Origin of the sequence: Amycolatopsis sp. H20-H5, from assembly GCF_035828755.1 — a bacterium.
In the GTDB taxonomy this organism is placed as follows: domain Bacteria; phylum Actinomycetota; class Actinomycetes; order Mycobacteriales; family Pseudonocardiaceae; genus Amycolatopsis.
Genome location: NZ_JAYMZS010000006.1, coordinates 19,475 through 46,271 on the forward strand (window position 1 = coordinate 19,475; position 26,797 = coordinate 46,271).

The 26,797-nt window shown below is 69.3% G+C and carries 28 protein-coding genes and 1 pseudogene; 14 read left to right on the top strand and 15 right to left on the bottom strand.

The genetic code is table 11. The features are described 5' to 3' along the window. Positions 1-7: 7 nt before the first annotated feature. Positions 8-649, bottom strand: coding sequence for an aminodeoxychorismate/anthranilate synthase component II (locus tag QMK34_RS04510; RefSeq protein ID WP_326411784.1), 642 nt, complete (start codon positions 647-649; stop codon positions 8-10). 111 nt (positions 650-760) lie between these two features. On the opposite strand from QMK34_RS04510, the gene QMK34_RS04515 reads away from it, so the two are divergent. Then, positions 761-2,080 carry an FAD-dependent oxidoreductase gene (locus QMK34_RS04515; RefSeq protein ID WP_326412114.1) on the top strand — a complete coding sequence of 440 codons (1,320 nt, stop codon included), beginning with the start codon at positions 761-763 and terminating at the stop codon, positions 2,078-2,080. Between the two features lie 68 nt (positions 2,081-2,148). On the opposite strand, the gene QMK34_RS04520 is transcribed toward QMK34_RS04515, so the two are convergent. From QMK34_RS04520 to QMK34_RS04530, 3 genes and pseudogenes are all read right to left on the bottom strand, one after another. Further along, on the bottom strand, positions 2,149-2,745 hold the full coding sequence (locus QMK34_RS04520; protein WP_442785101.1) for a LuxR C-terminal-related transcriptional regulator: 597 nt from the start codon (positions 2,743-2,745) through the stop codon (positions 2,149-2,151). Continuing rightward, entirely contained in the window at positions 2,742-3,014 is a 273-nt protein-coding gene (locus QMK34_RS04525; RefSeq protein WP_326411789.1) for a sensor histidine kinase, read from the bottom strand. The genes QMK34_RS04520 and QMK34_RS04525 overlap by 4 nt, the downstream gene beginning before the upstream one ends. 208 nt (positions 3,015-3,222) lie before the next feature. Next, positions 3,223-4,602: pseudogene (locus tag QMK34_RS04530) on the bottom strand (sensor domain-containing protein); the annotation flags it as partial. A gap of 35 nt (positions 4,603-4,637) precedes the next feature. Between QMK34_RS04530 and QMK34_RS04535 the strand changes: the two are divergent. From QMK34_RS04535 to QMK34_RS04545, 3 genes are all read left to right on the top strand, one after another. Further along, on the top strand, positions 4,638-5,348 hold the full coding sequence (locus QMK34_RS04535) for an ABC transporter ATP-binding protein (RefSeq protein ID WP_326411790.1): 711 nt from the start codon (positions 4,638-4,640) through the stop codon (positions 5,346-5,348). Between the two features lie 12 nt (positions 5,349-5,360). After that, positions 5,361-6,095, top strand: a complete 735-nt coding sequence (locus QMK34_RS04540; RefSeq protein WP_326411793.1) for an ABC transporter permease — start codon at positions 5,361-5,363, stop codon at positions 6,093-6,095. Between the two features lie 102 nt (positions 6,096-6,197). Then, positions 6,198-6,590 (top strand): SCO5389 family protein, encoded by a 393-nt coding sequence (locus QMK34_RS04545; protein WP_326411795.1) that lies wholly within the window; start codon positions 6,198-6,200, stop codon positions 6,588-6,590. A 65-nt stretch (positions 6,591-6,655) separates the two neighbouring features. Here the strand turns inward: QMK34_RS04545 and QMK34_RS04550 are convergent, their stop codons facing one another. Both QMK34_RS04550 and QMK34_RS04555 read right to left on the bottom strand, forming a co-directional pair. Continuing rightward, on the bottom strand, positions 6,656-6,811 hold the full coding sequence (locus QMK34_RS04550; protein WP_326411797.1) for a hypothetical protein: 156 nt from the start codon (positions 6,809-6,811) through the stop codon (positions 6,656-6,658). Continuing rightward, entirely contained in the window at positions 6,811-7,878 is a 1,068-nt protein-coding gene (locus QMK34_RS04555; RefSeq protein WP_442785098.1) for a class E sortase, read from the bottom strand. Before QMK34_RS04555 ends, QMK34_RS04550 begins: the two co-directional genes overlap by 1 nt. 200 nt (positions 7,879-8,078) lie before the next feature. On the opposite strand from QMK34_RS04555, the gene crgA reads away from it, so the two are divergent. Both crgA and QMK34_RS04565 read left to right on the top strand, forming a co-directional pair. After that, the gene (gene crgA, locus QMK34_RS04560; RefSeq protein ID WP_326411799.1) at positions 8,079-8,345 is read left to right on the top strand and encodes a cell division protein CrgA; all 267 of its coding nucleotides are present in this window, start codon (positions 8,079-8,081) and stop codon (positions 8,343-8,345) included. A gap of 70 nt (positions 8,346-8,415) precedes the next feature. After that, on the top strand, positions 8,416-8,835 hold the full coding sequence (locus QMK34_RS04565) for a PH domain-containing protein (RefSeq protein WP_326411801.1): 420 nt from the start codon (positions 8,416-8,418) through the stop codon (positions 8,833-8,835). A gap of 207 nt (positions 8,836-9,042) precedes the next feature. On the opposite strand, the gene QMK34_RS04570 is transcribed toward QMK34_RS04565, so the two are convergent. The 3 genes from QMK34_RS04570 to QMK34_RS04580 all read right to left on the bottom strand — a co-directional run bounded on the left by QMK34_RS04570 (position 9,043) and on the right by QMK34_RS04580 (position 11,042). After that, positions 9,043-9,303 carry a hypothetical protein gene (locus QMK34_RS04570; protein ID WP_326411803.1) on the bottom strand — a complete coding sequence of 87 codons (261 nt, stop codon included), beginning with the start codon at positions 9,301-9,303 and terminating at the stop codon, positions 9,043-9,045. Between the two features lie 178 nt (positions 9,304-9,481). Further along, positions 9,482-10,450 carry a rhomboid family intramembrane serine protease gene (locus QMK34_RS04575; RefSeq protein WP_326411805.1) on the bottom strand — a complete coding sequence of 323 codons (969 nt, stop codon included), beginning with the start codon at positions 10,448-10,450 and terminating at the stop codon, positions 9,482-9,484. Between the two features lie 31 nt (positions 10,451-10,481). After that, on the bottom strand, positions 10,482-11,042 hold the full coding sequence (locus QMK34_RS04580) for a peptidylprolyl isomerase (protein WP_326411807.1): 561 nt from the start codon (positions 11,040-11,042) through the stop codon (positions 10,482-10,484). An 89-nt stretch (positions 11,043-11,131) separates the two neighbouring features. Between QMK34_RS04580 and QMK34_RS04585 the strand changes: the two genes are divergently transcribed. Further along, the gene (locus tag QMK34_RS04585; RefSeq protein ID WP_326411810.1) at positions 11,132-11,818 is read left to right on the top strand and encodes a hypothetical protein; all 687 of its coding nucleotides are present in this window, start codon (positions 11,132-11,134) and stop codon (positions 11,816-11,818) included. Positions 11,819-11,888: 70 nt separating this feature from the next. Here the strand turns inward: QMK34_RS04585 and QMK34_RS04590 are convergent, their stop codons facing one another. Together QMK34_RS04590 and QMK34_RS04595 are read right to left on the bottom strand one after the other, a co-directional pair. Next, positions 11,889-12,341 (bottom strand): DUF6918 family protein, encoded by a 453-nt coding sequence (locus tag QMK34_RS04590; protein ID WP_326411812.1) that lies wholly within the window; start codon positions 12,339-12,341, stop codon positions 11,889-11,891. Between the two features lie 161 nt (positions 12,342-12,502). Further along, entirely contained in the window at positions 12,503-13,039 is a 537-nt protein-coding gene (locus tag QMK34_RS04595) for a DUF2020 domain-containing protein (RefSeq protein WP_326411814.1), read from the bottom strand. A 153-nt stretch (positions 13,040-13,192) separates the two neighbouring features. Between QMK34_RS04595 and QMK34_RS04600 the strand changes: the two genes are divergently transcribed. The 3 genes from QMK34_RS04600 to QMK34_RS04610 all read left to right on the top strand — a co-directional run bounded on the left by QMK34_RS04600 (position 13,193) and on the right by QMK34_RS04610 (position 14,963). Then, on the top strand, positions 13,193-13,609 hold the full coding sequence (locus tag QMK34_RS04600; RefSeq protein ID WP_326411816.1) for a DoxX family protein: 417 nt from the start codon (positions 13,193-13,195) through the stop codon (positions 13,607-13,609). Between the two features lie 66 nt (positions 13,610-13,675). Next, positions 13,676-14,323: a hypothetical protein gene (locus QMK34_RS04605; RefSeq protein ID WP_326412117.1), complete on the top strand. Its 648-nt coding sequence runs from the start codon at positions 13,676-13,678 to the stop codon at positions 14,321-14,323. Position 14,324: 1 nt separating this feature from the next. Then, the gene (locus tag QMK34_RS04610; RefSeq protein ID WP_326411818.1) at positions 14,325-14,963 is read left to right on the top strand and encodes a pyridoxine/pyridoxamine 5'-phosphate oxidase; all 639 of its coding nucleotides are present in this window, start codon (positions 14,325-14,327) and stop codon (positions 14,961-14,963) included. A gap of 159 nt (positions 14,964-15,122) precedes the next feature. Here the strand turns inward: QMK34_RS04610 and QMK34_RS04615 are convergent, their stop codons facing one another. Then, complete coding sequence (locus QMK34_RS04615) at positions 15,123-16,319, bottom strand: DNA glycosylase AlkZ-like family protein (protein ID WP_326411820.1); 1,197 nt, start codon at positions 16,317-16,319, stop codon at positions 15,123-15,125. A 62-nt stretch (positions 16,320-16,381) separates the two neighbouring features. On the opposite strand from QMK34_RS04615, the gene QMK34_RS04620 reads away from it, so the two are divergent. The 4 genes from QMK34_RS04620 to QMK34_RS04635 all read left to right on the top strand — a co-directional run bounded on the left by QMK34_RS04620 (position 16,382) and on the right by QMK34_RS04635 (position 20,273). Continuing rightward, positions 16,382-17,800 carry an alpha/beta hydrolase gene (locus QMK34_RS04620; protein WP_326411822.1) on the top strand — a complete coding sequence of 473 codons (1,419 nt, stop codon included), beginning with the start codon at positions 16,382-16,384 and terminating at the stop codon, positions 17,798-17,800. A gap of 551 nt (positions 17,801-18,351) precedes the next feature. Continuing rightward, positions 18,352-19,023 (top strand): DUF433 domain-containing protein, encoded by a 672-nt coding sequence (locus tag QMK34_RS04625; protein ID WP_326411824.1) that lies wholly within the window; start codon positions 18,352-18,354, stop codon positions 19,021-19,023. Continuing rightward, complete coding sequence (locus QMK34_RS04630) at positions 19,020-19,469, top strand: hypothetical protein (protein WP_326411826.1); 450 nt, start codon at positions 19,020-19,022, stop codon at positions 19,467-19,469. The genes QMK34_RS04625 and QMK34_RS04630 overlap by 4 nt, the downstream gene beginning before the upstream one ends. Positions 19,470-19,853: 384 nt before the next feature. Next, the gene (locus QMK34_RS04635; protein ID WP_326411829.1) at positions 19,854-20,273 is read left to right on the top strand and encodes a hypothetical protein; all 420 of its coding nucleotides are present in this window, start codon (positions 19,854-19,856) and stop codon (positions 20,271-20,273) included. Positions 20,274-20,278: 5 nt separating this feature from the next. On the opposite strand, the gene mobF is transcribed toward QMK34_RS04635, so the two are convergent. The 3 genes from mobF to QMK34_RS04650 all read right to left on the bottom strand — a co-directional run bounded on the left by mobF (position 20,279) and on the right by QMK34_RS04650 (position 26,712). Beyond that, complete coding sequence (gene mobF / locus QMK34_RS04640) at positions 20,279-24,721, bottom strand: MobF family relaxase (protein WP_326411831.1); 4,443 nt, start codon at positions 24,719-24,721, stop codon at positions 20,279-20,281. Between the two features lie 342 nt (positions 24,722-25,063). Continuing rightward, positions 25,064-25,867, bottom strand: coding sequence for a DUF2637 domain-containing protein (locus QMK34_RS04645; RefSeq protein ID WP_326411833.1), 804 nt, complete (start codon positions 25,865-25,867; stop codon positions 25,064-25,066). Then, complete coding sequence (locus QMK34_RS04650) at positions 25,864-26,712, bottom strand: hypothetical protein (protein WP_326411835.1); 849 nt, start codon at positions 26,710-26,712, stop codon at positions 25,864-25,866. The genes QMK34_RS04645 and QMK34_RS04650 overlap by 4 nt, the downstream gene beginning before the upstream one ends. Positions 26,713-26,797 lie beyond the last annotated feature (85 nt).

Consider the following 26,797-nt stretch of genomic DNA (forward strand, 5'->3'; position numbering starts at 1 on the left):
GGGGCGATCACGCAGCGGCGGCCTTCTGCAGGGCCTTGGTCTCCCGTTCGAGGTCGTCGACCTGGACGGCGGGAACCGGGTACCCGGCCGAGGCCAGCCAGTTCGCCAGCATCCGGTGGCCGCCCTCGGTGAGCACGGACTCCGGGTGGAACTGGACGCCTTCGAGCGGCAGCTCGCGGTGCCGCATGCCCATCACGATGCCGGAATCGGTGTGGCCGGTGACCTCGAACACGTCCGGGATGGTCTCCGGAAGCACGGTAAGAGAGTGATATCGGGTGGCGATGAAGCCGTCGGGCAGCCCGGCGAGCACGCCGCCGCCCGCGTGGCGCACCTGGCTGGTCTTTCCGTGCAGCAGCTCGGGCGCGCGGTCGACGGTCGCACCGAAGACCACGCCGAGCGCTTGGTGACCGAGGCAGACACCGAGCATCGGAATCTTCTTCTCGGCACAGGCGCGGATGACTTCAATGCTCTGACCAGCGCGTTCGGGCGTTCCCGGGCCGGGCGAGACCAGCACGGCGTCGAACTCGCCGAGCTTGTCGAGGTCGACGACGTCATTGCGCCAGACTGTGCAGTCGGCGCCGAGCTGGGCCAGGTACTGGACCAGGTTGTAGACAAAACTGTCGTAGTTGTCGACGACGAGCACGCGCATGGGCCCAGCTTAGCGGGTCCCACTCCGTGGACCGTACGCCAAATCACAATGATTGTTAGGGCGGCCTAACTTACCGTGGTACCAGTGAGCCGATCCCTTCGCGTAGCCATCGTGGGCGCCGGTCCTGCCGGTATCTACGCCGCCGACATCCTGGACAAGTCCGAAGCTGACGTGACTGTCGACCTGTTCGAGCGCATGCCGGCGCCGTTCGGGCTGATCCGCTACGGCGTCGCGCCCGACCACCCGCGCATCAAGGGCATCGTCACCGCCCTGCACAAGGTGCTCGACAAGCCGAACATCCGGCTGCTGGGCAACGTCGACTACGGCACCGACATCAAGCTCGGGGAGCTGCAGGAGTTCTACGACGCCGTCATCTTCTCCACCGGCGCGACCGCCGACCGCCCGCTCGACCTGCCGGGCATCGACCTCGACGGCAGCCACGGCGCCGCCGACTTCGTGTCCTGGTACGACGGCCACCCCGACGTCGCCCGCACCTGGCCGCTCAACGCCACGAGCGTCGCGGTGCTGGGTGTCGGCAACGTCGCCCTCGACGTCGCGCGCATCCTCGCGAAGACCGCGGACGAGCTGCTGACCACCGACATCCCGGCGAACGTCTACGAAGGCCTCAAGACCAGCCCGGTCACCGACGTCCACGTCTTCGGCCGCCGCGGCCCCGCGCAGGCGAAGTTCACCCCGCTGGAGCTGCGCGAACTCGATCACTCGCCGAACGTCGAGGTGATCGTGCACCCGGAGGACATCGAGTTCGACGAGGGCAGCATCGCCGCGCTGCGGGCGTCGAAGCAGATCGACATGGTCGTCAAAACGCTGCAGGACTGGGCGATCCGCGACCACGGCGACCGCCCGAAGCGCTTGCACCTGCACTTCTTCCACTCGCCCACCGAGATCACCGGCGAGGACGGCCGCGTCACCGGCCTGCGCACCGAGCGCACCGAACTGACCGGCGACGGCAACGTCCGCGGCACCGGCGAGTTCCACGACTGGGACGTCCAGGCCGTCTACCGCGCGGTCGGCTACCTGTCGTCCCACCTGGCCGAGCTCCCGTTCGACCACACCACCGGCACGGTCCCGCACCAGGCTGGCCGCGTGCTCGACATGGACGACGCGCAACTCCTGGGCGTCTACGTCACCGGCTGGATCAAGCGCGGCCCGATCGGCCTGATCGGCCACACGAAGGGCGACGCGGCGGAGACCGTGGCGAGCCTGCTGGCCGACGCGGACAACCTCCCCGAGCCGACGCAGATCTCCCCCGACGCGATCCTCGACTTCCTCGCCGAGCGCGGCATCCCCTTCACCACCTGGGCAGGCTGGGGCAAGCTCGACGCGCACGAGAAGTCCCTCGGCGAGCCCCACGGCCGCGAGCGCATCAAAGTCGTGGAGCGCGACGAAATGACACGCGTCTCCCGCTCCTGAAAAGTGTCATGAAAGGGTCTTTCCAGGCAATTTTTGTCCTGAAAGACCCTTTCATGACACTGGAGGGGTCAGGAGCCGAGGTAGGCGACCACGGCGAGGACGCGCCGGTTCGTGTCGTCCGAGGCGACGATGCCGAGCTTCGCGAAGATGCTCGCCGTGTGCTTGCCGACGGCGCCTTCGCTGAAGAAGAGGCGCGCGGCGATGGCCGCGTTCGAGCAGCCCTCAGCCATCAGTCCGAGCACCTCGCGTTCGCGCGGGGTCAGGGCGGACAGCGGGTCCTTCGCGTGTCCGGCGACGAGTTTCGCGATCACCTCGGGGTCCAGCACCGTGCCGCCTGCCGCGACCCGGCGGACCGCGTCGATGAACTGCTCGGCGTTGAGGACGCGGTCCTTGAGCAGGTAGCCGATCGCGCCGGTGCCGTCGGCGAGCAGTTCGCGGGCGTAGAGCTGCTCGACGTGCTGGGAGAGCACGAGAATCGGCAAGCCGGGGAGGTCGCGCCGGACGGCGAGGGAGACCTGCAGGCCTTCGTCGGAGTTCGTCGGCGGCATCCGGACGTCCACAATGGACACGTCCGGGCGGTGCTCGCGTAGCGCCTTCTCCAGCTCCGGGCCGGTGCCGACCGCGGCCACGACGTCGAAACCGTGCGCGGTCAGCAGGTGGGTCATCCCGTCGCGGAGGAGGTACTGGTCCTCGGCGACGACGGTTCGGGGTCGAGCAGGCACGGAATCTCCATGGTCACCTTCGTGGGGCCGCCGGGCGGGCTGGCCACGGCCAACCTACCGTCGAACGCCGCCAGCCGACGCTCGATCCCGCGCAATCCGCTGCCCCGCGCGGCCTCCGCGCCCCCGCTGCCGTCGTCGGTCACGACCACGGCCAGCTCGCCTTCCGCGTACCGCAGATCGACGCCGACGCGCCGAGCCGCGCCGTGTTTCACGGCGTTGCCGAGCAGTTCGCTGACCGCGAAATAGACGCACGCCTCCAACGGCCGTTCCGCGCGGCCGTTCGACGGCGATGGTGACTTCGGCCTTCAACGGGCTGTCCATCGCCAGCGCGCGCACGGCGTCGGCCAGCCCGCGCTCGGACAGCACCGGCGGGTGAATGCCCCGAACCAGCTGCCGCAGCTCGACCAAGGTCGTCGCGGACGACTCCCGCAACTCGGCCGCGAGGCGTTTCGCCGCGGCGGGGTCGACGTCGATCAGCGCCTCCACCGCGCCGAGCTTCATCCCCAACGCGACTAGCCGCGACTGGACGCCGTCGTGCAGGTCCCGCTCGATGCGCCGCAGCTCGGCGGCCTGCTCGACGCTCGCGGCCGTCCGCGTCCGCTCGACCCGCTCGACCCGCTGCGCGAGCCGCGCGCTCTCGGTCGGCCCGAGCATCAGCTTGACGAACTTCCCCTGCTCCCGCAGCAGCGCCGGAGCAGCGGCCAGCCCCACCGCCAGGCAGGCGATCGCCACCGGCACGATGACCCACCAGGACAACGCCGTGAACGGCAGCCAGAACACCGCGACACCGACCGGCAGGCAGGTCGGGACCATGAGCAGCACGAGGACCACCACCATCGCGGGTGCGGCGGCCACTTCGCGCCAGCTCGCGGGGTCGCGGGTCACCCAGCGCATCCGGTCGGCCAGCGCGGGCCACCACGGGGTGTCGTAAAGCTGCTGACGACGCTGGTAGAGCCCGTCCGCGCGCGGTACGGGGAAGGCGGGCGCCGGTCGGTACGGCCGCGCGATCCTGATCCCGGTGGCGTCGAAGACGCTCTGCCGCATCGTGTTGGTGATCTGGCGCGCCGCGCCCACCACCGTCGGCGCGAGCATCGGGGCCACCGCGAGCGTCAGCAACGCGGGCACCGACACCGCGAGCTGCACGAGCGACACGGTGAGCAGGCCCAGCTGGTACCCGAGCGCGTCGAGGTGCGCCCGGAACGTGCGTCGCGGTCTCGTGCTCGGCGGCGGCCCCAGCCAGCGGCGGGTCCACGAGCACGCCTGCCGGATCGCCGACGGGCCCGTCACCAGCGCCGCCGCCACCGTGACCAGTACGAACAGGGGGTTCACGACGAGCCAGCCGAGGTCGCGGCCGGTCGCCGGGTCGTGGAGCACCCAGTCGAGCCGACGCTGGAAGCGCACGAACCGCGGTGTCTTGTAGAGGTTCTTGCCCTCGCGGTACCAGCCGTCGGCCTCACGCACCGGCTCCGGGGGCTCCGGCAGATACGGCGCTTCGATGTCGACGCCCGACCAGCGGCCCACCAGCCCGCGTGCGACAACCGCCCGGCGTCGTGCGTACTCGAAGGCCGGTGCGAGGAAGAAGACCAGACCCACGCACAGCAGGCAGAAGGCCGCGACGATGAGCACCAGGTCGACCAGGCCCGCCAGCGCGAGCCCGGCCAGCACCAGTGCCCGGCCGAGCGACCTGAAGTAGTTGCGGATCACCCGGGAATTGTCACCCACGGCGGCAACGGCGTCGCTGTGCCGAACCACCGTAACGGGGTGGGCCTTGCCCCACCCCTGCTGTGGGTTCAACCGCATTCCGGCAGGCCAAGGCCTTCCCTAGCGTTCTTCCCATGCCACTCGTCGAAGTCAAGAACCTCCGCAAGAGCTACCCGCGCCACGTCGCGGTCGAGGACGTGTCGTTCCACGTGGAACGAGGGGAGATCTTCGGGATCCTCGGTACGAACGGCGCCGGGAAGACCACCACCGTCGAATGCCTGCAAGGCCTGCGCCGCCCCGACTCGGGGTCCGTGTCCGTGCTCGGCCTGGATCCCGCCACCGAAGGCAAGGTGCTGAAAGAGAAGGTCGGCGCCCAGCTCCAGGAGAGCAAACTCCCCGACAAGCTGCGCGTCGGTGAGGCGCTGGAGCTGTACGCGTCCTTCTACCGCGACCCGGCCGACCCCGGGGAGCTGCTGCGGCAGCTGGGCCTCACCGACAAGCGCGACAGCGCGTTCGGCACGCTGTCCGGCGGCCAGAAGCAGCGCGTGTCGATCGCACTCGCGCTCGTCGGATCGCCCGAGATCGCCGTGCTCGACGAGCTGACCACCGGCCTCGACCCGCATGCCCGCCGCGACACCTGGAAGGTCATCGAGGGCATCCGGGACCGCGGGGTCACGGTCGTCCTCGTCACCCACTTCATGGACGAGGCCGAGCGGCTGTGCGACCGCATCGCCGTGCTCGACGCGGGTCGCGTGCTCGCCACCGGCACCCCGGCCGAACTCCGCCACACCACCGGACAGTCCACTTTGGATGACGCGTTCGTCGCCCTGACCGGCCGCGACTGAGGAGAACGAGACATGAGTGCCTTCGCCAAAATCCTGTCCGTCGAAACGAAATTGACCCTCCGGACGCCGACATGGCCGGTCTTCGGGGTCCTGCTCCCCAGCGCGCTGCTGCTGGGCATCGGCTCGATCCCCGGGATGCGCGAGCCCGGCCCGGCCACCGGTGGCGCGCGCTTCATCGACGGCTGGGCGCCGTCGCTGATCGTGCTCATCGTGACCATGCTCGGCCTGCAGGCCATTCCCGCGATCATCGCGAACTACCGGGAGTCCGGGATCCTGCGGCGCCTCTCGACCACGCCGGTGCACCCGGGGAAGCTGCTGGCCGCACAACTGCTGATCAACACAGTGGTGGCGCTGGCCGGGGTCGGGTTGCTGCTGGCCGTCGGCGCGGCGGTGTTCGACATCCCCGGCCCGCGCGACCCGGCTGGCTTCCTGCTCGCCCTCGTGCTCGGGACGACCTCGGTGTTCAGCCTCGGCCTGATCGCGGCCGCGGTGGCCAAGACCGGCAAGTCCGCCGGCGCGCTGGCGATGATCGCGTACCTGCCGATCATGGTGTTCGGCGGCGTTTACCTGCCCCGGTCGCTGATGCCGCACGTCGTCCAGCAGATCGGCCCCTACCTGCCGCCGGGCGTCCAGGCGCTGCAGGACGCCTGGACCGGGTCCGGCCCGCAGCCGCTCCAGCTCGCCGTCCAGGCCGTGTTCGCGCTGGGCAGCGGAGTGATCGCGGCCAGGGTTTTTCGCTGGGAGTGACGACCGTCTCCGCCAAAGTGGTGATGATGATCGTTTTCTCTTGTGGCTCGGGCAGCGGACCGGTAGCCAGTAAGAGTCCACTCGTCGCCCATGGAGGTTCCCTTGTCTCTCGATGTTTCCCCCGCACTGCTGGAGAAGGCCGAGCGCGGCGAGGTGGACGACGCGGAATTCGTCGCCTGCGTCCGGGAATCGCTGCCCTACGCCTGGGAGATCATCACCGGGGTGATCGCGGACCTGGAGAACTCCCCCGACGGGTTCGCCGACCACGAGACCCCGCCGCCGAGCGAGGCCGCGCGCGGGCAGCTGCTGCGCGCGCTGGCCTCCGACTCGATCCGAGGCGGGCTGGAGCGTCACTTCGGCGTGAAGCTCGCCTTCCAGAACTGCCACCGCGTGGGGGTCTTCCGGATGTCCGAAGTGGACAGCGACCGCTACCGCGCGTTCGTCTCCCCGCGCGGCCAGCTGCTCAACCAGAGCCCCGAGCTCCGGGACTGCTAGAGCGTCCCCTGAAGGCCACCATCACGGCGTCTAACGCCGTGATGGTGGCCTTCAGGGGCATTTCGCTACTGGACGGCGACGTCGTTGAACCACAGCCTCGGCTCGAGCCAGGGGAAGACGACGAACATCAGCAACGCCACGATCGCGAGCGCGAGCACCAGCGCCTCGAACGCCTTCGCGGCCGTCGGGCCGGGCAACTTGCGCCAGATCCACCCGTACATCAGCTGGCCTCCCCGATCTTCTGCATCAGGTCCGGGTAGCTCTTGACCTGACTCTTGGGCACCTGCTGGGTCAGCACCGAGTGGATGATGAGCCGCTCCTTGGCGGAGAACTGCGGGTGACAGGTGGTCAGCGTCAGCAGCGAGACCTGCGAAGCCGCGGGCAGGGTGCCGGCGGGCTCGTACGGCACCGGGTTGACCGCGTCGCCACGGGTGGGGAGCACGACCTCGCGGCCGGTGGTCTTGCCGTACGCGCCGCCGTCGACCGCGTTCGGATCCTGCAGGGTCGAGACGCCCTTGCACTTCGGGTCCGCGCCCTTGCCGGTGGTCCAGCCCTGGCGTTCGTCCTCGTGCGGCAGCACCTTGTAGATGTAGAAATCGCTCTGCGTCTCGATGACCACCGAGTCGCACGAGCTCAGGTTGTCCAGGTCGTTGAACGGCGCGCCCTTGCCGACGCGGTGACCGGCGACGGCGAAGTTGCCGGGCTCGCCGGGCAGCGCGCTGCCCTTGTAGTGACCGGGGCCGACCTCGAGGGACGCCTCGCCGGTGCCCTCCTGGATGGTGAAGTTGAAGTCCGCGCCGAACGACGGGATGTGGATCCGGGCGAACGCCCGGCCGTCGATCAGGTCCGGATGCAGCGAGCGGTCGTTCGACCACTGGTTGTCCAGCGCCGAACTCGCGTCCGACTGCTTGCCCGCGGAGAACAGATCGGTGACATAGAGCTCGTAGACCATGAACAGCAGCACCACCAGCCCGGCGGTGATCAGCAGTTCTCCGGCGGTCCTGATCGCCACGCCACCCTTGCCCAGCGGAGCGGGCGGCGGCTTCTCCAGAGTGGCGACGCCGCCGGGTTTGACCGGGGCGAACACCACCGTCTCCTGGTCGGGGCCGGGGCCGCCGTAGCGCCGCCCCTCCGGCGGACGCCGTTGCCCCTGACCAGGCACGGGACGTCGCCGCTGGCCGGGAGCGGGCGCCTGCCCGCCGGGGCCCCCTGCGGGACGCCGTCGCTCGCCGGCCGGTCTCTCACCGGGTGGGCGGCGCCGGTCGTCCGGCTCTTCGCGCGTAGCCACGCAAGCTCCTCTCAAGCACTGCGTCGAACCGTGTGTGACGCCATTGTCACAGCCGGGTCTGGGGACACTCCAGGAAGTCGACCACTCCCGCACGATGCTATTGAGCGGTCGTTTACGTTAACGTGTGCTCGTGGCGCTGGTTGCGCACCCGATAGCGGGACTTCGCCACCAGACGAGCCGAACCGCACGCGAGGAACCAGATGCCGAAGTCCAAGGTCCGTAAGAAGACGGCGTACACCCCGCCGACCGACAGGCGTACGCCGGTCAAGGTCAAGGTGGCCGGCCCGTCGAACCTGTTCTACAAGATCGTGATGTTCGGCCTCATGATTCTCGGCCTCGTATGGCTGGTCGTGAACTATATCGCCGGGGACAAGATCCCCTTCATGATCGATCTCGGCAACATCAACTTCGGCATCGGCTTCGCGTTGATGATCGTCGGCCTGCTGATGACGATGCGGTGGCGCTGACCATTACTCCGGATGGCGGCTTGACAGCGAATTACATCGTTGTGACTCATCCCCAGTGTGGATAACCCCTGTGGATAACTACCCCGCCACCTGGTCGCCACGTCCGGCCCTTGTGGTACTGGCCGGGGTCATCGCGGTGGTGCTGCTGGCCGGAACAGTCCTGGACGCCGTCTCCGGCGATCGTGCTGGAGCGGTGCTCTTCGGCCTGGCCACGGTCGCCGTGGGGGCCTACGCGGCCCACTCGGCGCTGGTCAGGCCACGGCTGGCGGCCGACGTCGAGGGCCTGCGCGCCCGGACCGTCGGCGGCACCCTCCAGCTCGCCTGGGCGGGTACCCGGATCCGGCTGCGCACCACGCGGCGGCTCGGCCGGGACACCGAGACTCTCGAGGTCGAGTCCGGCGACCACCTGCTGGTGTTCGGCCGTCTCGACCTCGGAGAAGACCCGCGCGACGTGCTGGACGTCCTCAGCGCGCTGAGGGCTCAGGGCTAAGAGGGCCGTCCGGAAACTGATGTCATGTCGTCCAGTTTGGCGCCTAGGACCCCCTTCAGTCGCCACCCCAGGCTTGCCGTGTGCCCTGATGGGAGCCTTCACGGCGTCTAACGCCGTCATGGTGGCCTTCAGGGCGGCTTCGAAGGAGAGGTTGCTTGAGGCTTCGAGCGGCGGCTGCTACGTCAGTTCTCAGACGCGTTCGAAGACTCAGGCGTTGTCGTAGTAGGTCACGTCGCCGTTCGGGCCGTGCGACCACACCGGGATCGCCGGGCCCACCGCGGGCGGCGCGTACTCGGCGTAGATGTCGTACGGGCTCGCGTTCGAGCAGATCGGGTTGACCTTCACCCCGCAGACCCGCGGTGAACCCGGGAAGTGCGCCTTGACGTGCCGCGGGCGCTGGTCGTCGACGGTGGCGTTGGTCGCCCGGACGTCCCAGCCGGTCGCCGTGCCGGGGCCGGTGGTGCCCACCGCCTGCGCGATCCCCCGGGGTCAGTGTCGCCGCGAGCACGGCCACCGCGGTGCAGGTGAGAATCTTTCCGGTTCGGCTGCGGTGCTCCCCCTGTCGATGCCGATGATCAACAGTGAGCTAACCGGGCGCCGACGGCGTCAACCAACGCAAACGTCACCCACTCGGCTGAACCGCGGTTCAGCCGGTCGGCGTGCAGCCGTAGACCTGCTGGCCTTGCTGGCTGCCGAACGCGCAGGCCGCCTGCCCGAACTGGGCGTCGCGCCACACGAGCAGGCCGATGACCGCGACGACGAGCACCGCGATGCCGACCACCTGCCAGCGCAACTTGTCCTTCTCGGGCGCGTAGAGCAGCGCGACCGTCGCCAGCCCGCCCAGCACGAACCCGCCGAGGTGGGCGAAGATCGAGATGCCCGGCACCTGGAAGGTCACGTAGACGTTGAGCACCAGGTTGATGATCAGCCAGGTGGGGTTCAGGCGTTCCTTGATCACGATGACGCCGTACGCGCCGATCAGGCCGAGCAACGCGCCGGAAGCGCCGACCGAGGGCGCCGAGTCCAGGTTGTCGAACAGCAGGTTCGCCGCGGAGCCACCCAGCATGGCGACGAAGTAGAGGGTGACGAACCGGGCCCGGCCGAACACCAGCTCCAGCGGCCTGCCGACCATCCACAGCGAGAACATGTTCGCCGCGATGTGGATCAGCCCGTAGTGCAGGAACCCGGAGGTGAACACCCGCCACCACTCGTTGCCCTCGAGCGTGGCGGGAAGCCAGAGCTCCCCCCACTGGAACAGCGAGGAAACGTTGTTGTCCATCGGGCTCTTCGCCTGGACGACCGTGACCAGGAAGACGAGCACGTTGACGGCGAACAGGATCGGCGTGACGAGCACCGACTTCGGCGGCCGCACCCCGGCGATCGTGCGCTGGCCCAAGCCGGCCGCCTGATACTGCTTCTGCTGCGCGCGATCCTGGCGGCGGGCTCCCTGGATGCAATCGGTGCATTGGAAGCCCACAGCGGCCTCACGGAGGCAGTCCGGGCAGGCCGGACGCTCGCAGCGGGCGCAGCTCAGGCCGGTCTGCCGGTTCGGGTGCCACCAGCAGCCGGGCTGGGCGGCCTGCTGCGGCCAGGCGGGATTCGGTGGTTGGTTCACGATGGAACCAACCTACCGAAAAACGCCCGGCTCAGCCTTCGCGCGTGATGCTGACCTTCTCGATCACGACGTCGGACAGCGGCTTGTCAGCCGGACCGGTCGCCGTGCTGCCGATCTTGTCGACGACGTCGCGGGACTCCTGGTCCGCGACCTCGCCGAAGATCGTGTGGCGGAAGTTCAGGTGCGTGGTGGGCGCCACCGTGATGAAGAACTGCGAGCCGTTGGTGCCCGGCCCGGCGTTCGCCATCGCGAGCAGGTACGGCTTGGTGAACTGCAGCTCCGGGTGGAACTCGTCACCGAATTTGTAGCCGGGGCCGCCGCGGCCGGTGCCGGTCGGGTCGCCGGCCTGCAGCATGAACCCGGCGATGACCCGGTGGAAGATCGAGCCGTCGTAGAACGGGCCCGAGTTCGTGCCGGCGGCGTTGGCCTGGGTGTAGTCCTTCGTGCCCTCGGCGAGGCCGACGAAGTTCGCGACCGTCTTCGGGGCGTGATCGGGCAGGAGGTTCAGGTGGATGTCGCCCTGGTTGGTGTGCAATGTGGCCTTGAGAGCACCACCGACGGGGGATCCATTGCTTTCAGTCACGAGCTTCATCGTGCCATCTGCGGCAGGATCCGCGGAAAAGGGGCACGATAGGTTACAAGCAACGAAGCAGAATCCCAACGATTGATGAGGTGAAGGCCATGACCCGGGCCGCAGATTCGGTGAGCGAGTCAGTGAAGACCGGCGCGCTCGGCCTGCGTAAACGCGCCGTCGAGGCCGGCAAGGCAGGGGCCGAAGCGACCGCCCAGGCCGTCGGTGTCGCCGAGCAGAAGCTGGTCGAGAGCGCGGGCGAGCTGGCGAAGACCAGCCGTCGCGCTCGCAAGAAGCTCGCGAAGAAGACGGAACTGACTCGCAAGGAGCTCAAGAAGAGCTCCCAGGCGGCACGCAAGGAGGCCCTCGCCAGGGCCGCTGAGCTGCGTAAGCCTGGCCGCAAGGCCAAGAAGGCCGCGATCAAGGCCGCGAAGGCGGCCGGCCAGTCGAAGCGTCGCGGGAAGAAGGACTTCAAGTCGGCGAAGAAGGACTTCCGCGCCGCCTTGATCGAAGCCAAGGGCGCTGCCAAGGGCGAGCGCACCAAGCGCCGTCGCTGGCCGTGGGTGCTCGGCCTCGGCGTCGTCGCCGCGGGCACCGCCTACGCGCTGCGCTCCAAGCAGGAGCCGCCGGTCGCCCCGTCGCCTCCGCGCACAGTCCCCACCCCGCCCGCCAAGCCGGCGGCGGCCGCCAAGCCGACCCCGACCCCGGCGCCGAAGCCGGCCACCCCGGCGAAGCCCGCTGCGCCGCGCAACGGCCAGCAGGCGTCGAGCACGACGGGTCCTGACAAGAAGAACTGATCACCGCAACGAAAACGGCCCGGGACTGGTGCGGTCCCGGGCCGTTTTCGTGTGCTCAAAGCAAAGATGATCAAACAGTGGCAGCGTGCTTGTCGATCAGCTGGCCGAGGCGGGGAAGGGCCTCCTCGACGTTCTTCTTGCCGTTCGGGCGAAGCTTGCCGTAGACCTTCTTGATGCTGTCGCGGCTGCTGGTCTCGGCGCGCGAGTCGGTAACCCCGAGCAGTGCGTCGGAGGCCTCGTCGCCGCGGCCGGCCAGGTACGCGCCGAAGTCGCCGCCGCCGCTGGTCTTGTAGTCGCCGTAGAAGGGCTCGAGCGCACCGGCGAAGTCGTCCAGCAGGCTGTCGACAGCGGCGGGGATGATGCCCGGCTTGATCTTCTTGACCGCGGCGAAGCTGGTCTTCACGACGGCGCCGGAAACGCCGCCCTTGTCCGAAACCTCTTCGTCGACGAGGCCCTGCAGGTCAGTCACGACAGCCGGGCGACGGCTGGAGTCGAGCAGGATTTCCTTGAGGGTGTCAGCCACGAATCTTGTCCTTTTGTCGATCGATGCACGATTTTGTGCCGCCCTGGTACCCCGCTGTGCGGCGTTGCCCGGTGCCGGCGGTGCGCGGAGCCTCGAAGCCTTGCGCGTGGCGCCCAGGGTAGTACAAGATCAACTTCACTCTTACGTGTGGAGGCCATCACCTAGAGCTTCAGTGCCCCGATAGCCTGCTCCGTCACCTTGCGTGCTTTCACACTCTGCTTCTGGTTGGTCGTCACGATCACGGCCGAAGACCCCTTGCCGACGGCGTAGACGGCACCCTCGCCCGCCGCCTGATAGCCCCCCTGCCAGCCGGTCGGCTCGGTGGCGGGATTCGAGGAACTCACCGGCGCGGCCTGATCGACAAGTCCTTTCGCGACGTCGGCCGAGCCGACGTAGACACGGACAGTGAGCTGGATCTTGCCGTTCAGCGCGTAGAAGAAGCAGCTGGGATGCGGCTTGTCGGCGGAGGTCTTGACCTTCGAAATCTTCTGCCCGTTGGCGTCGGAGACGAAGGAATTCGTCAGGTACGGACACGGGCCTCCGGCCGAGGGCTCGGGCGCGGCCGGCAGGTCGGCCGGTGCGGCACTGCTCGGCGAAGGCGTGGCGGACGGGGCGGCGGGCTGGGGGGCGGGCGCGCAGCCGGCCGTCACGGAGACCGCGGCGGCCAGGGCGGGCACGAGGAGTACTAGGCGTCGCATGGCGCGTCCAGTCAACCAGAAGACACACGGCCGACCACTGGTGAAAGTTCAGGTACCGGTGAGTATCGGATCAATCACACATTGTGTTTCTCGTGCGCTGCCCCGAACTTAGCCTGGTGGTCACTTTTCCGCCTGCTCTGGGAGGTCCCCGTCGTGAGTTTCTTCGACAAGGGTCGTGATCATGTCCTCGCACTGTTCCGGATCGTGTTCGGTTTCCTCTTCCTGTGTCACGGCGCCTCGCGCCTGTTCGGCCTGTTCGGGGGCAAGGTCGTCGCGTTCGGCGTCTGGCCGTCCTGGTGGGCTTCGGTGATCCAGCTCGTCGGCGGCGCGGCCGTCATGCTCGGTATCGGCACCCGCGTGGCGGCGATGCTCTGCTCGGGCTCGATGGCCTTCGCCTACTTCACCTCGCACCAGCCGGACGGCCTGCTGCCGATCCAGAACGGCGGCGAGGCGGCGACGTTGTTCTGCTTCGGTTTCCTGCTGATCGCGTTCGCCGGGGACGGCCGCTGGTCACTCGGCCCGCTACTGCGCCGCGACCCGGCACGAACGCCGGCGCGAGCCGCGAGCTGACGCGACCCTCACCCATGGGCATGCGACGATGGCGCGGCGGTGCCGTCTTCGTCAGGAGGATCCAGGCTGATCACCACTGAGCAGTACCTCGGCGCGGTGGCCGAGCGCGTGCGGCGCAGCGGCGGCCGGCTGAACTCGGTCCAGATCGGCCCCACGACCGCCGTCGTGGGGCTGTTCACCGAATCGGTGCTGCTGTCCACGATGAACTACTGCGTGGTGGCCGCCGCGATCCCCGAAGTCACGGCGGCGGCCCTGCACGACTTCACCGGGCTGGCCACTCAGCACGCGAGGGCGAACGTGAGCGGCACGGTGGGCTGGACGGCCGCGTCGGTCGTGATCGCCGGTCTCATCGGGACGCGGGTGTATCCGGACGCCGCGCAACTCGCGTCCGCCAAGTCCGGCAACCAGTTCGGCGGGGAGACCCGGATGGTCGCGGTGGACCTCTCGGCCGGGCAGCTGTACGCCTGGGTCGGCGGGAAGGTCTGGGGCGCCGCGATGCACAGTTCGGTCAACGCCAAGCTGACGTTCTGTTTCCCGCAACCATCGGAAGTCTTCGCACAGCTGCAGTGGCAGCAGGCCCAGGGCACGCCGCCCGGCTGGCAGCCACAGCTCCCGCCGCCGCCCGCACAGAGACAGCAGCCCCCGCACCCGCCGCACTACGCGCCGCCCGCGCCCGGCTATCCCCCACAGGGCCGACCTCCCTACGGTTACTGACATGACGAAACTCCGCGGCTGGCCCTCCTTCCCGCGCGAGCTGCCGGAGTTCGACCCGGCCGCCGCCCCGGCGACGCCGAAGGAGCTGTTCCTCGACTGGCTGAACGAAGCGGGCGAGCACGTGCTGGCGCCCCACGCCGTCACCCTGTCCACTGTGGACACCGATGGCGCGCCGGACGCGCGAGTCGTGATCCTCAAGGACGTCGACGACGCGGGCTGGTACGTCGCGACCAGCGCGGAGAGCCCGAAAGCCGTGCAGCTGGCGGGAAATCCCCGCGCCGCGCTCACGTTCTTCTGGCCGGGCCGCGCCCGCCAGGTGCGGCTGCGCGGACTAGTCACCCCGGCGACAGCGGCGGTTTCGGCCGCCGACTTCCGCGACCGTCCGCCCGCCTCCCGCGTCGAGGCGTACATCGGCAGGCAGTCCGAAGTACTGACCGATCCGGCCGAGCTGCTGCGCGCGGCCGAGGACGCGCAGCGGTGGGTCGAGGAAAACCCCGCCGCGGCACCGGAAACCTGGACGCGCTACCTCGTCACCCCGGACGAGGTCGAGTTCTGGCAGGCGAGCCACGACCGGCGCCACCTCCGGCTGCGCTACCGCCGCGCCGGTGGAAACTGGACCACCGAACGGCTCTGGCCCTAGGCCGTGTCTGGCAAATCAAGTCCGCGGTCTTCGCGCCCAGGCGGCCCCTGACGGCACGGGGGATTCACCCGAGTACAACCCGGTACGAGGGCAAATCCCCCGCACCGCCAGGAACCACCTGGAACACGAAGCCCATCGAACAGATTTACCAGACACGGCCTAGCCGCGCAACGCCGCCAGCCTTGGCTCCCGGCTCTTCGGCGAGTCCAGGCTGAAGCTGCGCGCGTCGCCCAGCTGGTCCCGGACGAACGCCTCGGTTTCGGCGACGGCGGCGCGCAACCCGGCGTCGGCGGTCACGAACGACCGGTACTCGATCCGGCCCGCTCCCGGGTCGAACTCCCAGAGACCGACGACCCGCCCACGGTCCACGATCAGGTGACACGGCGGGTCGGCCTCGGCACCCGGCACCGCGCCCGCCTTGCCACCGGGCACGGGCCGGGCGGCGTCCGCGGGGTCGATCAGCCTGGCCAGTTCCCGGTGCAGCAGATGGATTCCGTCGATACCCGCGAGCAACGCGTAGTGCGGCCGACCGGCGGGGGTGAACTCGGCGAACTCCGCCACGAGGTCGGCGGGCAGCAGCAGGTCCGTGCCGTCGACGGGCTTGAGCTCCAGCGGTCCGATGGCCTTTTTCGCCGCTGCGGCGGTAAGTCCGGAGAACCAGCGAAAGTGCTTGAGCGAGGCTGGGGCGGCCCAGCCGAAGTACCGCCTGGCCAGCTCCGTACGCGCTGTGTCCACATCGGACGGCTCGGCGTGCCAGCGGACATAGCCGTACCGCTGCTGGTCGATCCTGCCGTTGGCCGGAACCCGCCGGAGGTCGCCGCGCGCCTGCAGCAACCCGAGCGCGAGCGGCAAGGTCGTGGCGATCCCGCGCTTGCGCCCCGCGTCGCCCAGATCGCGCACCGGGTTGCCCACGGGATTGCCCACCGGACTGCCCACCGCCACCTTGAGCGCGGCCGGATCGAGCGGCCCCGCGGCCCGTTCCGCCGCGTCGACGACGGCCGCGCAGAGCTCCTCGATCTCCGCCATGGTGACCCCGAGATGCCGCCCGGCGGCGGCGAGCTCACCCTCCGGCACACCCGCACCGACCGCCAGCCCCACGGCGAAGTCGGCCGCGGGCAGCACATACGTGCATCCGCGCGCGGAGGGGAGCTCGTGCACCTCGATCCGCGCGACGGCGGCGTCGACGGCCTCCCGGGTGAGCCTGCCCCTGGCGAACAGCCCCAGATACGGCCCCGAGCCGCCGACGGACCGCGCCCAGCCCGTCCCGGCCAGCACCTCGGCGGCCGAACCGCCGACGAGCGAACCGTCCAATCCCTGCCGATGGGACCACCACTCGCGCAGCGTTTCCGGCGTCATGTCCGCAAGTATGGCCGTTCGGGGGTAGCCCGGCTCCCGCTCACCGGGTGCACAATCGGCGTATGCGCTCGAAGCTCCTGATGATCGCCATGACGCTGGTCTGTACCGCCGCCCTCGGCGGGACGGCGGCCGCCGACACCTGGCAACCCGCGCCGAAGCCGCGGCTGACGAACCAGCATCCCTGCGCCGGCCAGCCGGGTTTCACCTGCTCGACGCTGACTGTGCCACTGGACCACACCGGCCGCGTTCCCGGCACGCTCGACCTGCAGGTCGCGACCGGTGACAACACGGCCGCGCCGAAGGGCGTCCTGCTGTTCCTCACCGGCGGCCCCGGCCAGGGTGGCGTCGGCACGATCTCCCGGATAGCGGGCCAGCGCCTGCCCGAGGTGGCCAAGGACTACCGCTTCGTGCTGCTCGACCAGCGCGGCACGGGCCCGCAGGGCGCGCTCCGCTGCCCCGGCCTGCAGGCGGAGATGGGCAGTTCGGACATCGCGACCCCGTCGGAGCCCGCGGTCAAGGAGTGCGCCGGCCTACTGGGCGACCGAGCGGGCCTCTACGGCACCGACCAGACGATCGCCGACTTCGACCTGCTCCGCCGCGCACTCGACGTACCCAAAATGGTGGTCGACGGCGTCTCGTACGGCTCGTTCACCGCGGCCCGCTACGCGATCGCCTACCCGCACAACGTCAACAAGGTCATCCTGGACTCGATCCTGCCGCACCACGCGACGGCGAGCGATTCGCTCTACCTGACCGGCCTGACGGCCGAAGCTCGCGTGCTGCGCGACGCCTGCACGACGGCCCCGGCCTGCGGCTACGACCCGGCCGAGGACCTCGCCTGGGTGATCCGCCACCGCAGCACCGCCGACGGCGTCCGGATCTTCGACATGGTGGTGACGTACGAGTTCATCGACCCGACCTACCGCAACCCCACGCCCCAGGACTTCCCGCAGGGCAGCGGCGACGTGATCGGCGCGATCCACGCGGCCCGCGCGGGCGACCCCGCCAAGCTCGACACCCTGCTGGGCTTCCTTGCCCCGGGCGGCGACGACCCCGCCTCGTTCAGCGCGGGCCTGCACGCGGCCACTCTCTGCGCCGACATGCGCTTCCCCTGGGGCTCCCCGGCCACCCCGACAGCAGTGCGCAAGCCCCTGCTCAACCTCACCGAACGCGCCCTCCCCGACCGTGCCACCTGGCCCTACACCCCGCAGGTCGCGGTAAACCAGGGCTTCATCCAAAGCTGCCTCCCCTGGCCCGCCGAGCGCCCGACCCCCAACGAATCGGGCCGCCTCCCCAACGTCCCGGTCCTCCTCCTCAACGGCGACCGCGACCTCTCAACCCCCTTGGAATGGGCCCGCCAAGAAGCCACCACGGCCCCCAACGGCAACCTGGTGGTCGTAAAAGGAGCGTCCCACTCAATCCAAAACAGGGAACAGGGCCACAAAGGCCGAGACGCGGTAATCAACTTCCTAGCCCACTGACCCCCACCCCGGGGCAGGTCACCAGGCGACGGCCGCCAGGCCGTACGCCAACCACGCTGGGTCAGCAAGGAAAGGCACCGTGGGGGTCTGGGGGCTCGGCCCCCAGAAGCAATGGCGAAACGCGAAAGGCCCGCACCCTTGCGGGCACGAGCCTCCGCTGCGTGGAGCTGAGGGGAATCGAACCCCTGACCCCCGCCTTGCAAAAGTGGTGCTCGGACCCATCTTGGCCGTCTACCGCTGGTCGCACTGACGCAACTCGTGTCTGGAGTGGCTGGGGTGGATGCATCCGATTGGCATTCGCACCCATCGTGGCACCCATTGATCAACTTGAGCACTGTCATCCTTGGGCCCTCGGTCAGCCCCGCCGAGTCGAGTCTCGGGGGTTCGACCACTGAACTGGCTATCGCGGGGGACTGCCGAACGACGAGCGGTCCCGCTCGTGAGCTGGAGCTTTCGCGCTCGCTGACGGACAGCAGCTGTACTCCGTGTGGGTGATCCAGGCTACAGTGGGGTCACAAATCATCGCGTTGTGCAATTCTGTCGATGTGAGCGTGACGGTACTGGACCAGGAGATGTATACCGAGCCTGAGGCGGCCCGGCTACTCGCCGTGCCTCCCACGACGCTTAATTACTGGCTTGAAGGCGGCGAACGTCGCGGCAAGCTGTACGAACCGATCGTCCGCGAGACCAGAAAAGGCGGTCACCCCGCGGTGACCTGGGCCGAGTTCGTCGAGTGCGCTTGGCTCCGGCAGTACCGCCGGAAGCACCAGGTGCCGATGAAGGAACTCCGTGCATTCATCTCACAGCTGCGAGACAAGCTCGGGGTGCCGTACCCACTGGCGCACGCCAAGGCCTTCGCCTATCAGGGCAAGCTGATCATTGAGGAAACTCAGCGGTCGGTTGGTCTCGATCCTGAGTTCTACCTAGTCGCCCCGGTCGGCGGCCAGATGATGCTGACCGCACCTGGCGAGGAGTACCACGAGCGACTTCACTACGCAGACGAGATTGTCACTGCCTGGCGCCCGCACGACGACCCAAAGTCGAGCGTCCTGATTCAGCCGAATGTTCGTTTCGGCCGGCCTGCGGTCGCAGGGATCAGCACCGACGTCCTGTGGGAACAGGTTGACGCCGGCGCCTCGATCGCCGAGGTAGCAGAGGACTTCGGGATCAGCTCCCGCGACGTTCGGTGGGCGGTTAGCTACGAGAGCGCCCGTGCCGCGTGAGTCCACGCGTTAAGTCGGCGACGGTTCGGTTTTATATCGATGCCGACTTACTCGGCCTGGCGCGGATCCTGGCTGACCTTCGCAGCGACGTCACTTTCCCCGGTGACCCAGGCGGCATCATCTTCAAAAGGCAGAGACCGCCGTGCCCGATCCTGCCGGGGGCCTTGGACGTCGACTGGCTTCCCGAGACCGCACGGCGCCAATGGTTGGTCATCACCAGGGACCGCAACATCCAGCAGCACACCCGGGAGATTGCGGCGGTTCGCGATCACGGCGCTCGCATGGTTGTCCTGGCTGGTGCCGACGCGCGCGGCAAGTTCGAGCAGCTTGAAGTCGTGATGTGCCGATGGCGCGATATCGAGAAGTGCCTCGACGAACCGGGCCCTTTCATCTACCAAGCGAGCCGTACCCGGCTCACTCAGGTGAACCTCAGCGAGACGCACTGATCTTTGCCCGATGTGGCGACGGTAAGGCCGCCGGCGTCGCCGTTTTGCGCTTCAACCACCTACTAGTGGGGGCCTCTTCGTCCATCCCGTCGACCTGGCGTGAGCCCGATCAAGCCTGTCAAGGGGGCACTTCGTGCACTGGTGAACGTGGCTGCGGTCTGCCCCCTTGACAGGTTTGATAGCCCTTGTGGAGGTCGTCGGGATGGGCGACAGGCACGCACGGACGCAACCGGCCTGCTCTTCTCGACCATCCTGGAGACCTGCCCGTCCGGCGAGGACAGGTCCTTTCTGTGGACTCTTCACCGACCGCGGGTCACTCTTTCGGCCTACGTTTGCGCTGCTCGGCGGCGGTTTTTGTCGGTGTGGGGTGTCACCATCGTTGATATGGAGCTGACGGGACGTGACTTCGAGCGGATTCCCCGGGGCAACGTGCGGGTGCCCAAGGCGCAGTTCGAGCGGCTGTGGCTGGCCGCCGAGCAGCTGTACGAGCGGGAACAGACGTGGGCGAACTACGGAGTGGTGCAGACGTGCCGCTGGATGGCAAGGGCCACGGTCCGCCCGCCGAACGGTCAGTGGCGGACGGCTGACGCGCCGATCACCAACCGGTTCGGTCAGGCGTATCAAGAGATCATTCAGGAGGAGGCACTGGCCGCGGACAAGCTGCTGTTTCGCCAGCCGGTGCCGTACTGGCTGACGAAACGTCCGGGCTGGGCGCTGTCGGTGCACCTGACGTTTCAGTGGGCGTGGTTCGGGGACGGGAACCCCCCGATCGAGCTTCCCGGCCCGCCACCCACCCACGACTGACCTGGTCACGACGCCACCACGGCATCGTCGTCGGCCTTCGCCGCCGCGTCGGCGGCGTCAGCGGTGTTGCGGCGGTGCATCTCGGCCGTGCGTGCTTCCTCCTCGGCTCGTTGGGCTTCGGCGGCCTCGCGGGCCTGGATCTCTTTCAGCGCTCGCTGAGCGCGCTCGACCTCGGCGGCGGTCTCCCCGGCGGACGGCACCCGCACCGTGTCGGACCCCAGCGCCTTGTCTTCACCGGCCGCGATGTCGCGCACATCCGCCACGTCCGTCTCCTCGACAACCTCCTGTTCCGTGACGGTCGCGACGTCGTCGGCGCGCTGTTTCGTGACGTCGGCCAAGTCGTACTCGTTGGTGGCCTCGCGGTAGGCGTCCTCCTCGACCAGGTGCCGGTTGTGGGCATCGTTCCATTCGGCGGCGGTGACCTGCGGTACGTCCTCAGCGGTGACGGTCCGGGAATCCAGCTCCGACCGGGCACGATCGGCCGCCGCGCGGGTCTCGGCGGTGTGAGCCAGCCACAACGCCCGTGTCTCATCAATGGTGCCCAGTTCGGCGGCACGCCGGTCGAGCACGGTGGCCAGTGCGTCGGCTTGCTCAGCTTCGTCGAGCAACCGGGCGCGTCGCTCCTTGTCGTTGGCGGTGTCGGCCTGGGCGCGGCGCATCGTGGCTTTCCTGCTGTGGACTTCGCTGGTCTGGTGGGTTCCGGCGAGTTCGTTCTCCACGAACTGCGGCTCCCACGCCTCTTCGCGATCCCAGGCGCGGACGCGCACGAGTAGTTGCCCGTCGCTCATTTCGAGTTCGTCGCGGCCGGACTCCGGGCGGCCGAGTGCCCGCCACGCCGAGCGCCACGACGCGTACGCCTCGACCTGTCCCGCCTTCGGCGCCGCACCCAGCGCGGTGTCTTCCTCCTGGTGTCCGGTCAGTTCCCGGTGTGCCGCGACGACCGCGGCGCGCTGAACCCAGTCGGCGCGCGCGGCCGGGTCGGCGGGTACCGGCCCGAACGCCTCGACCGCCCACCGCTGCGGGTCCTCGGCGAGCTGTTCGCCAAGTTCGCGGCGGCGCTGATCGGCGGTGTCGGCCAGCGACCGCAAGTAGGTTCCCCACTGCGGGTCCTCAACCTTTGGGAGCCAGTCGGCGTAGGAGTCGCCGACAGGTTCAAGGCGCGCGTTCTTGGTGATACGGCCGTGGATGACGTTCGAGATCTGCCGCGACCCGTCGAAGTCGCGAACGGCTACCGCGTCGGCGAGGACCTGGCGCGGGTCGTGCCCGGCCAGCTCCGCGCGACGCAGCACACGGGCGAGGGTCGGGCCACCGTCCTCGGCGGCGATCCGCGCCCGCTGGGTGCCCGTCAACATCCCCTCCTGCACCAAGTCATCGAGCCAGCGGGCCGTCCGGCCAGCGGTCGCCAACTCGGACGCGTCGGCGAGCAGTTCCGCCGGAGTACGGATCGCCGCAGTGTCCTGCGCGGACTCGGTGGCCTCGGCCAGCGCCGACCGCTGCGGCACCTCGGTCCCAAACATCGTCGCCAGCACCGAAGCCGGATTGCGACGCACCGCCTCCAGCGCAGCGCCGTCGGGTGCGTCCAGCGGCACATCGACCGTCACGACGTGCGCCGTGTTACGAAACCTGCCCCGAGTCAAGCCGACGTAGAGCGCTTCGAGGCGGCTGCGCATCGTCGTCACCGAATGCGCGGTGTCCACCGTCAACCCCTGTGCGGAGTGGACGGTGGAGGCGTAGCCGAGCGCGATGTGCTCCTCGACGTAGCTACCGGGCAGCGTGATCCGCTCGCCGAGCACCTCGCCGATCCCGTCCTCGCGCCCGAGGACGTGGGCCACGACCAGGCCGCCGTCCTCGCGGGTGCCGAGGACGCGGTACTGCTTGCGGTTGATCGGCACCTCCCGGTTCCCGTCGGCGCCCGCCAGCTGCCAGCCGTTGAAGCGGGCCTGCACGAGGTCACCGACCCCCGCGTAGGTGCCCTGCAACCCCAACGGCACACCGTCTTCGGCGACCTTGCCCAGCCGGACCAGTTCGGTGCGCAGCTCCGCCGAGAGGGTCGCGGCCTGCTCGTTGGTGTCCACGATCAGGATCGAGTGCTTGCCCGCGAGGGTGTCGGCCAGCCACGCCTTTCCCGCGCTGGCCTCGGCCTGCTCGCGGGTTCCGCCGTCGAGAATCCGGCCCTGCTTGTGGTACTCGCCAAGCACGGTCTCGTCACCGTCGCGCAACCGCAGCGACGCCGCCCGCTCCCACTGCGCGGCGAAACGGCGCGCCTCGATCAGCTCGTACGCCGCACCCGCCTCCGCCATCAGCTCCATCCCACCCCCCGCTCCGACCGCGGCGAGCTGGCGGTGATCCCCGGTCAGCAGCAGTTTCGCCCCGGCGGCGGCGGCGTGGTGCTGGATCTTCGCCAGGTCGGCGGTATTGGCCATCGCCGACTCGTCCACCACCACCAAATCCCCCGGTGTGAGTCGCCACGCCTCGTGCTCCGGGTGCGTCGAGCCCTCGGCGAGCTTGTCCTGAGCCCCGAGCCACCGCGCGATATTGCGTGAGGTCAGCCCCTCGCCTGCGAGGACGTCGGTAGCGACCTGGCTCGACGCCAAACCCACCACCCTGCGTGCCTTCCCGTCCCACAGGCTCGGGTCCTGCCACGCCTTCGCCAGCGCGCCCACCACAAAGGACTTCCCCGTCCCGGCCGGACCGACCAGCGACTCCACCGCCGCGCCGGACGTGAGCACACCGCGCACCGCGGCGGCCTGGTCCGCGCCCAGCACCACCTTCATATCGGCCAGTGCCGAGACGAACCCGTCCGCCGCCGACACATCGAGGGCGGGCGCACCCCCGCGCGCGGTCGAGGCGACCAACGCGCGTTCGGTGTGCACGTGCTCCGGCGTCGCGTATAGCCGGCCCGCCGGGGCCTCGTACGCGGACTGGCCGTTGGCGAGTTTCAGCGCGTCCGGCAGCACCGCGACACCCGGCCGGTCGGTCGTCAACGGTGTCGCCAGCTTCACGCCCTCGGCGGTCAGCGTGTCCAGCAGCTGCGCCAGCCGGGCGCCGTCGAGGTCGCCGAGCTGATCGGGCAACGCGTCGGAGATCGCGCGCGTCAGATCCGGCGCGGTCCACCCGGCCTTGGTCGACTGGACGTCGGCCAGCGCCGTCTTGAGCACCTCGTCCGGTGACCACGTCGCGGGCTCGCGTGGTTCGTGGGTCAGGTTCAGCACGTCGCGGGCGACACCGGCGAGCCCGTCGGCGACCTCCGCGCGCAACTCCCGATCCCAGCGTTCCAAGCGGGCTTCGGTGGTTTCGCCGTCGTGTGACTTCGCCTTGCGCGTCGCGAACGTCGCCTGCCGCTGCAACCGGTCCAGCTCCAGCGACGTCGGCTCGCGGCCGAACTTCGTTTCGAACGCCTCCACCAACGTCGTCGTTTTCTTCGTGATCGCGCGGCGCCGCGAGCTGAACAGGTCCATCACCCGCTTGTCGATCCCCACCACCTCGCGGGCCTTGCCGTCCGGGCGGGACGCGAACCGCACCCCCAACGCCTGCGACAGGTGCTCCTCGGTGGTGCGCTCCCCCACCGCGGCAGCGGCACCACGAAACTTGTGGATCGCGCGGGAATCCAACGTCCGCCACTGCCCGTCCGCGCCCTGCACGCGGTTAAGGATCGCGTTGTGGATGTGCAGCTGCGGATCGTGGTTGCGCGAGTCGTGCTGGAAGAACGACGCCGCGACCAAGTCGTGGGCGTCGATGAACCGACCGGCGGCACCGCCGTGGTGCCCCACCCTCGAATACCCGGCGTGCTCCGAGAGGTAGCTCAGCGCCGCGCGGTTCCCGGCCCATACGGCGTCTTCCACCGCGTCGCGGTGTGTCCGCCACGACCCCGCCGCCGCGCGCGCGTCGTCACGCTGGCGCGCCAGTTCGGCCAATTCGGCCGGTGCCGCGCCCGCCGACGTCGCCGCGTTCAGCGCGTCGGTGAGGCGTTCAGCCGTCCGTTCAGCGGTGACCTGCTGCGCCTCGAACGCGGTGTGCAGCACCGTCACCGACTTCTGGACGCTGAACGTCGCGTCCAAAAAGGCCACGTTCTTCCGCGCGCTCTTGCCCGCGGCCAACCGCAACTCTTGACGGCGTTCAGCCGTCGCGTGCGGCTCCGCGTCCAACGCTGCCGCGTACAGTTCATCCTCCGTCGGATACTTCCGCCCGGTGTGGCCCAAAGTGGACGCCTCCGCCTGACGGGTTGGATCGCTGAACGCCTCATCACGCGGGTCGAGGAACGACTCGTAGACCTTCGCCATCGTGTCGGCCTCGACCAGACCCGTCAGGCCCAGTTTCGCCGCCCCCGCCCCGTACCAGCGGCCCGGAGGCTCGCCGGCCTCGACCGCGCTCGTGTAGTAGTTCTCCCGGCCCTTCGCGACCTCGTCCGTGAGGTACCTGACCGAGTAACCCGTGGAAATCGACAACATCAGAGCCTCATTTCATGATCAACACGCGGGACCTGAAGATCAACAACGCGGGACGCGAACCCGGGCGCGCGCCAGCGCGCACCGGCCCGACAGATCACGATGCCTAGGTGTGCAGGTTCTTTTTCTTGGCTTGTTTTCTTAGTTTTCTTGGTCGGTGAGTTGCTGGTGGTGGTCTTGGTCTTCTGTGGTGGCGTTCTTGGTAGTGGTGCTGTGGTGAGTGTCTTGGTGATCATGAGTTGGCATTGCTGTTGGTGAGTTCGGTGATGAGCTGTAGAGGTGCTGATTGCTCTCGGAGCTCTTGGAGGGCTGTTCCGGCGGTCCCGCGCGAGACCTCGGCGGAGGTCATGAGTTGGTCGACGGTCGGGAGGCAGCCGTGCGTCGACTGGTGCCTGCGGGCCGTCGCGCGCGCAGGCCCCGCTTCGGCGACGGTGGCGACACGGTCGGACGCTCCGACTTCGCCTCGCTCGCGGCAGGCAACGGCGACTGCTCCGAGTGGATGGAATCGGTGGGCTCGGCTGTACGTCCATCCACCACCGACCGCGCGGACGGGTCCAGCGGCCCTGGCTGTACAAGGCCCGACTGAACGGACGGCGGATGAACGGCCGGGGGCTGAACGCGGTCCGGGTGAACGGCCGGAGTGGACGACGCCACGCGTTCGGCGGTCGCCGACAGCGCCTCGACCGCCGAGCCTGAACCGTCGGCGGTCTCGTCCGTCCGGTCCGTCCGGTGGTCGGCGGCGAGCATGAACAACAGGTGCGCCACGATCGCCGCCGCGATCGCGGGCCACGCCCCCACCCCGAACCGCAACAACGAACCCGACGGTGCCGCACCGCCCACCGCGCCCTGCTCCGCACCGACGACCCCACCGGCGAGGTAGGTCGCCTGCGCGATTCCCGACAGCCCAGCCGCGAGGATCACCACCGTCCACGCGTAACGCCGCCCGCCCGCGGTCAGCTGCGCCGTCGCCACATAGGCGACAATCGCCAGCCCGTCAGTAATCAACGGGTAAATCCAGGCGATGCCCGCCGGGACACCGCTGCCGAGCGCGACCTCGAACAAGCCGTGCGCGGTCGCCGCCGCCGCGCCGAGCGCCACCAGCACGCCCGGCAACCACACCGCCAACACCACCCACCGCGCCCGGCTCATCGGCGGCCCGCCCCGGTACGGCGCTGCTCAGCCTGCGCGGCGTGCGCCGCCGAGAACTGCTCCGGCGTGGGCTCCGGCGCGGCATTCGCGCGGGCCGTGGCCCACCACGCCGCGACCTGGTCGACGGCATCGATAAGGGGCACGACGGGCGCGTGGCGGTGGTGGCTGCCGCCGGGCTGGTGGTTCTCCAGCGAACACGTCCCGGTCGAGGTCTTGATCCGCTTCACCACACCCGGGCGGTACCGGTCGTGCCAGTCCCCCGCGCGGCCCGCCGACGCGTCCTCGTCCTGATACGCCGCGAGCCACGCCCGCATCAACCACAGCAGTTCCTCGACCACGTCCGGGTGCCACAGCCAGCACTCCACCAACGCGCCCGCCCCGTCCGGGTAGCGCAGGAACACCTCTCGCAGCCAGCCGCACAGCTCGTCGAGCACCGCCCGTGCCACCGGCAGATCGGCGGGCATCACCAGCCATGACATCGCCGCGTCCCCGCCACCCGAACCGGCCGCGACGCTCGCGGCCAAGTCCTGCACCACCCGCGCTAGGTCCTCGACCTGCTGAAACAGTGACGGCACCGATTCGACGGTCTTGCGCAGCCCCTCGACCTCGCGGGCGATCCCGGCCAGCGCCGCGTCCGCCGACCCCGCCCCCGCGCCGTTGGAGGCGGCACCGGTGGCGGCGCGGGCCTCGGCCGCACCCGGTACGAACGGGCGCTCCATCGCCGACTCGTCGATACGGCGCTGGCAGACGTCGCGGTTGGCACATCGCCACGACAACGCGTCGGCGGCCTCGAAGTCCCGCACACCCCGGCGTCCACACAGGACACACGTCACAATCTCAGTCATCAGTTCTCCCCGGTGGTAGTGGAAATCAGGTGGTGGGGCCGGGAGCCGGGCGGCACGGTGGCCGCCCGGCCCGGCGAATCAGCAG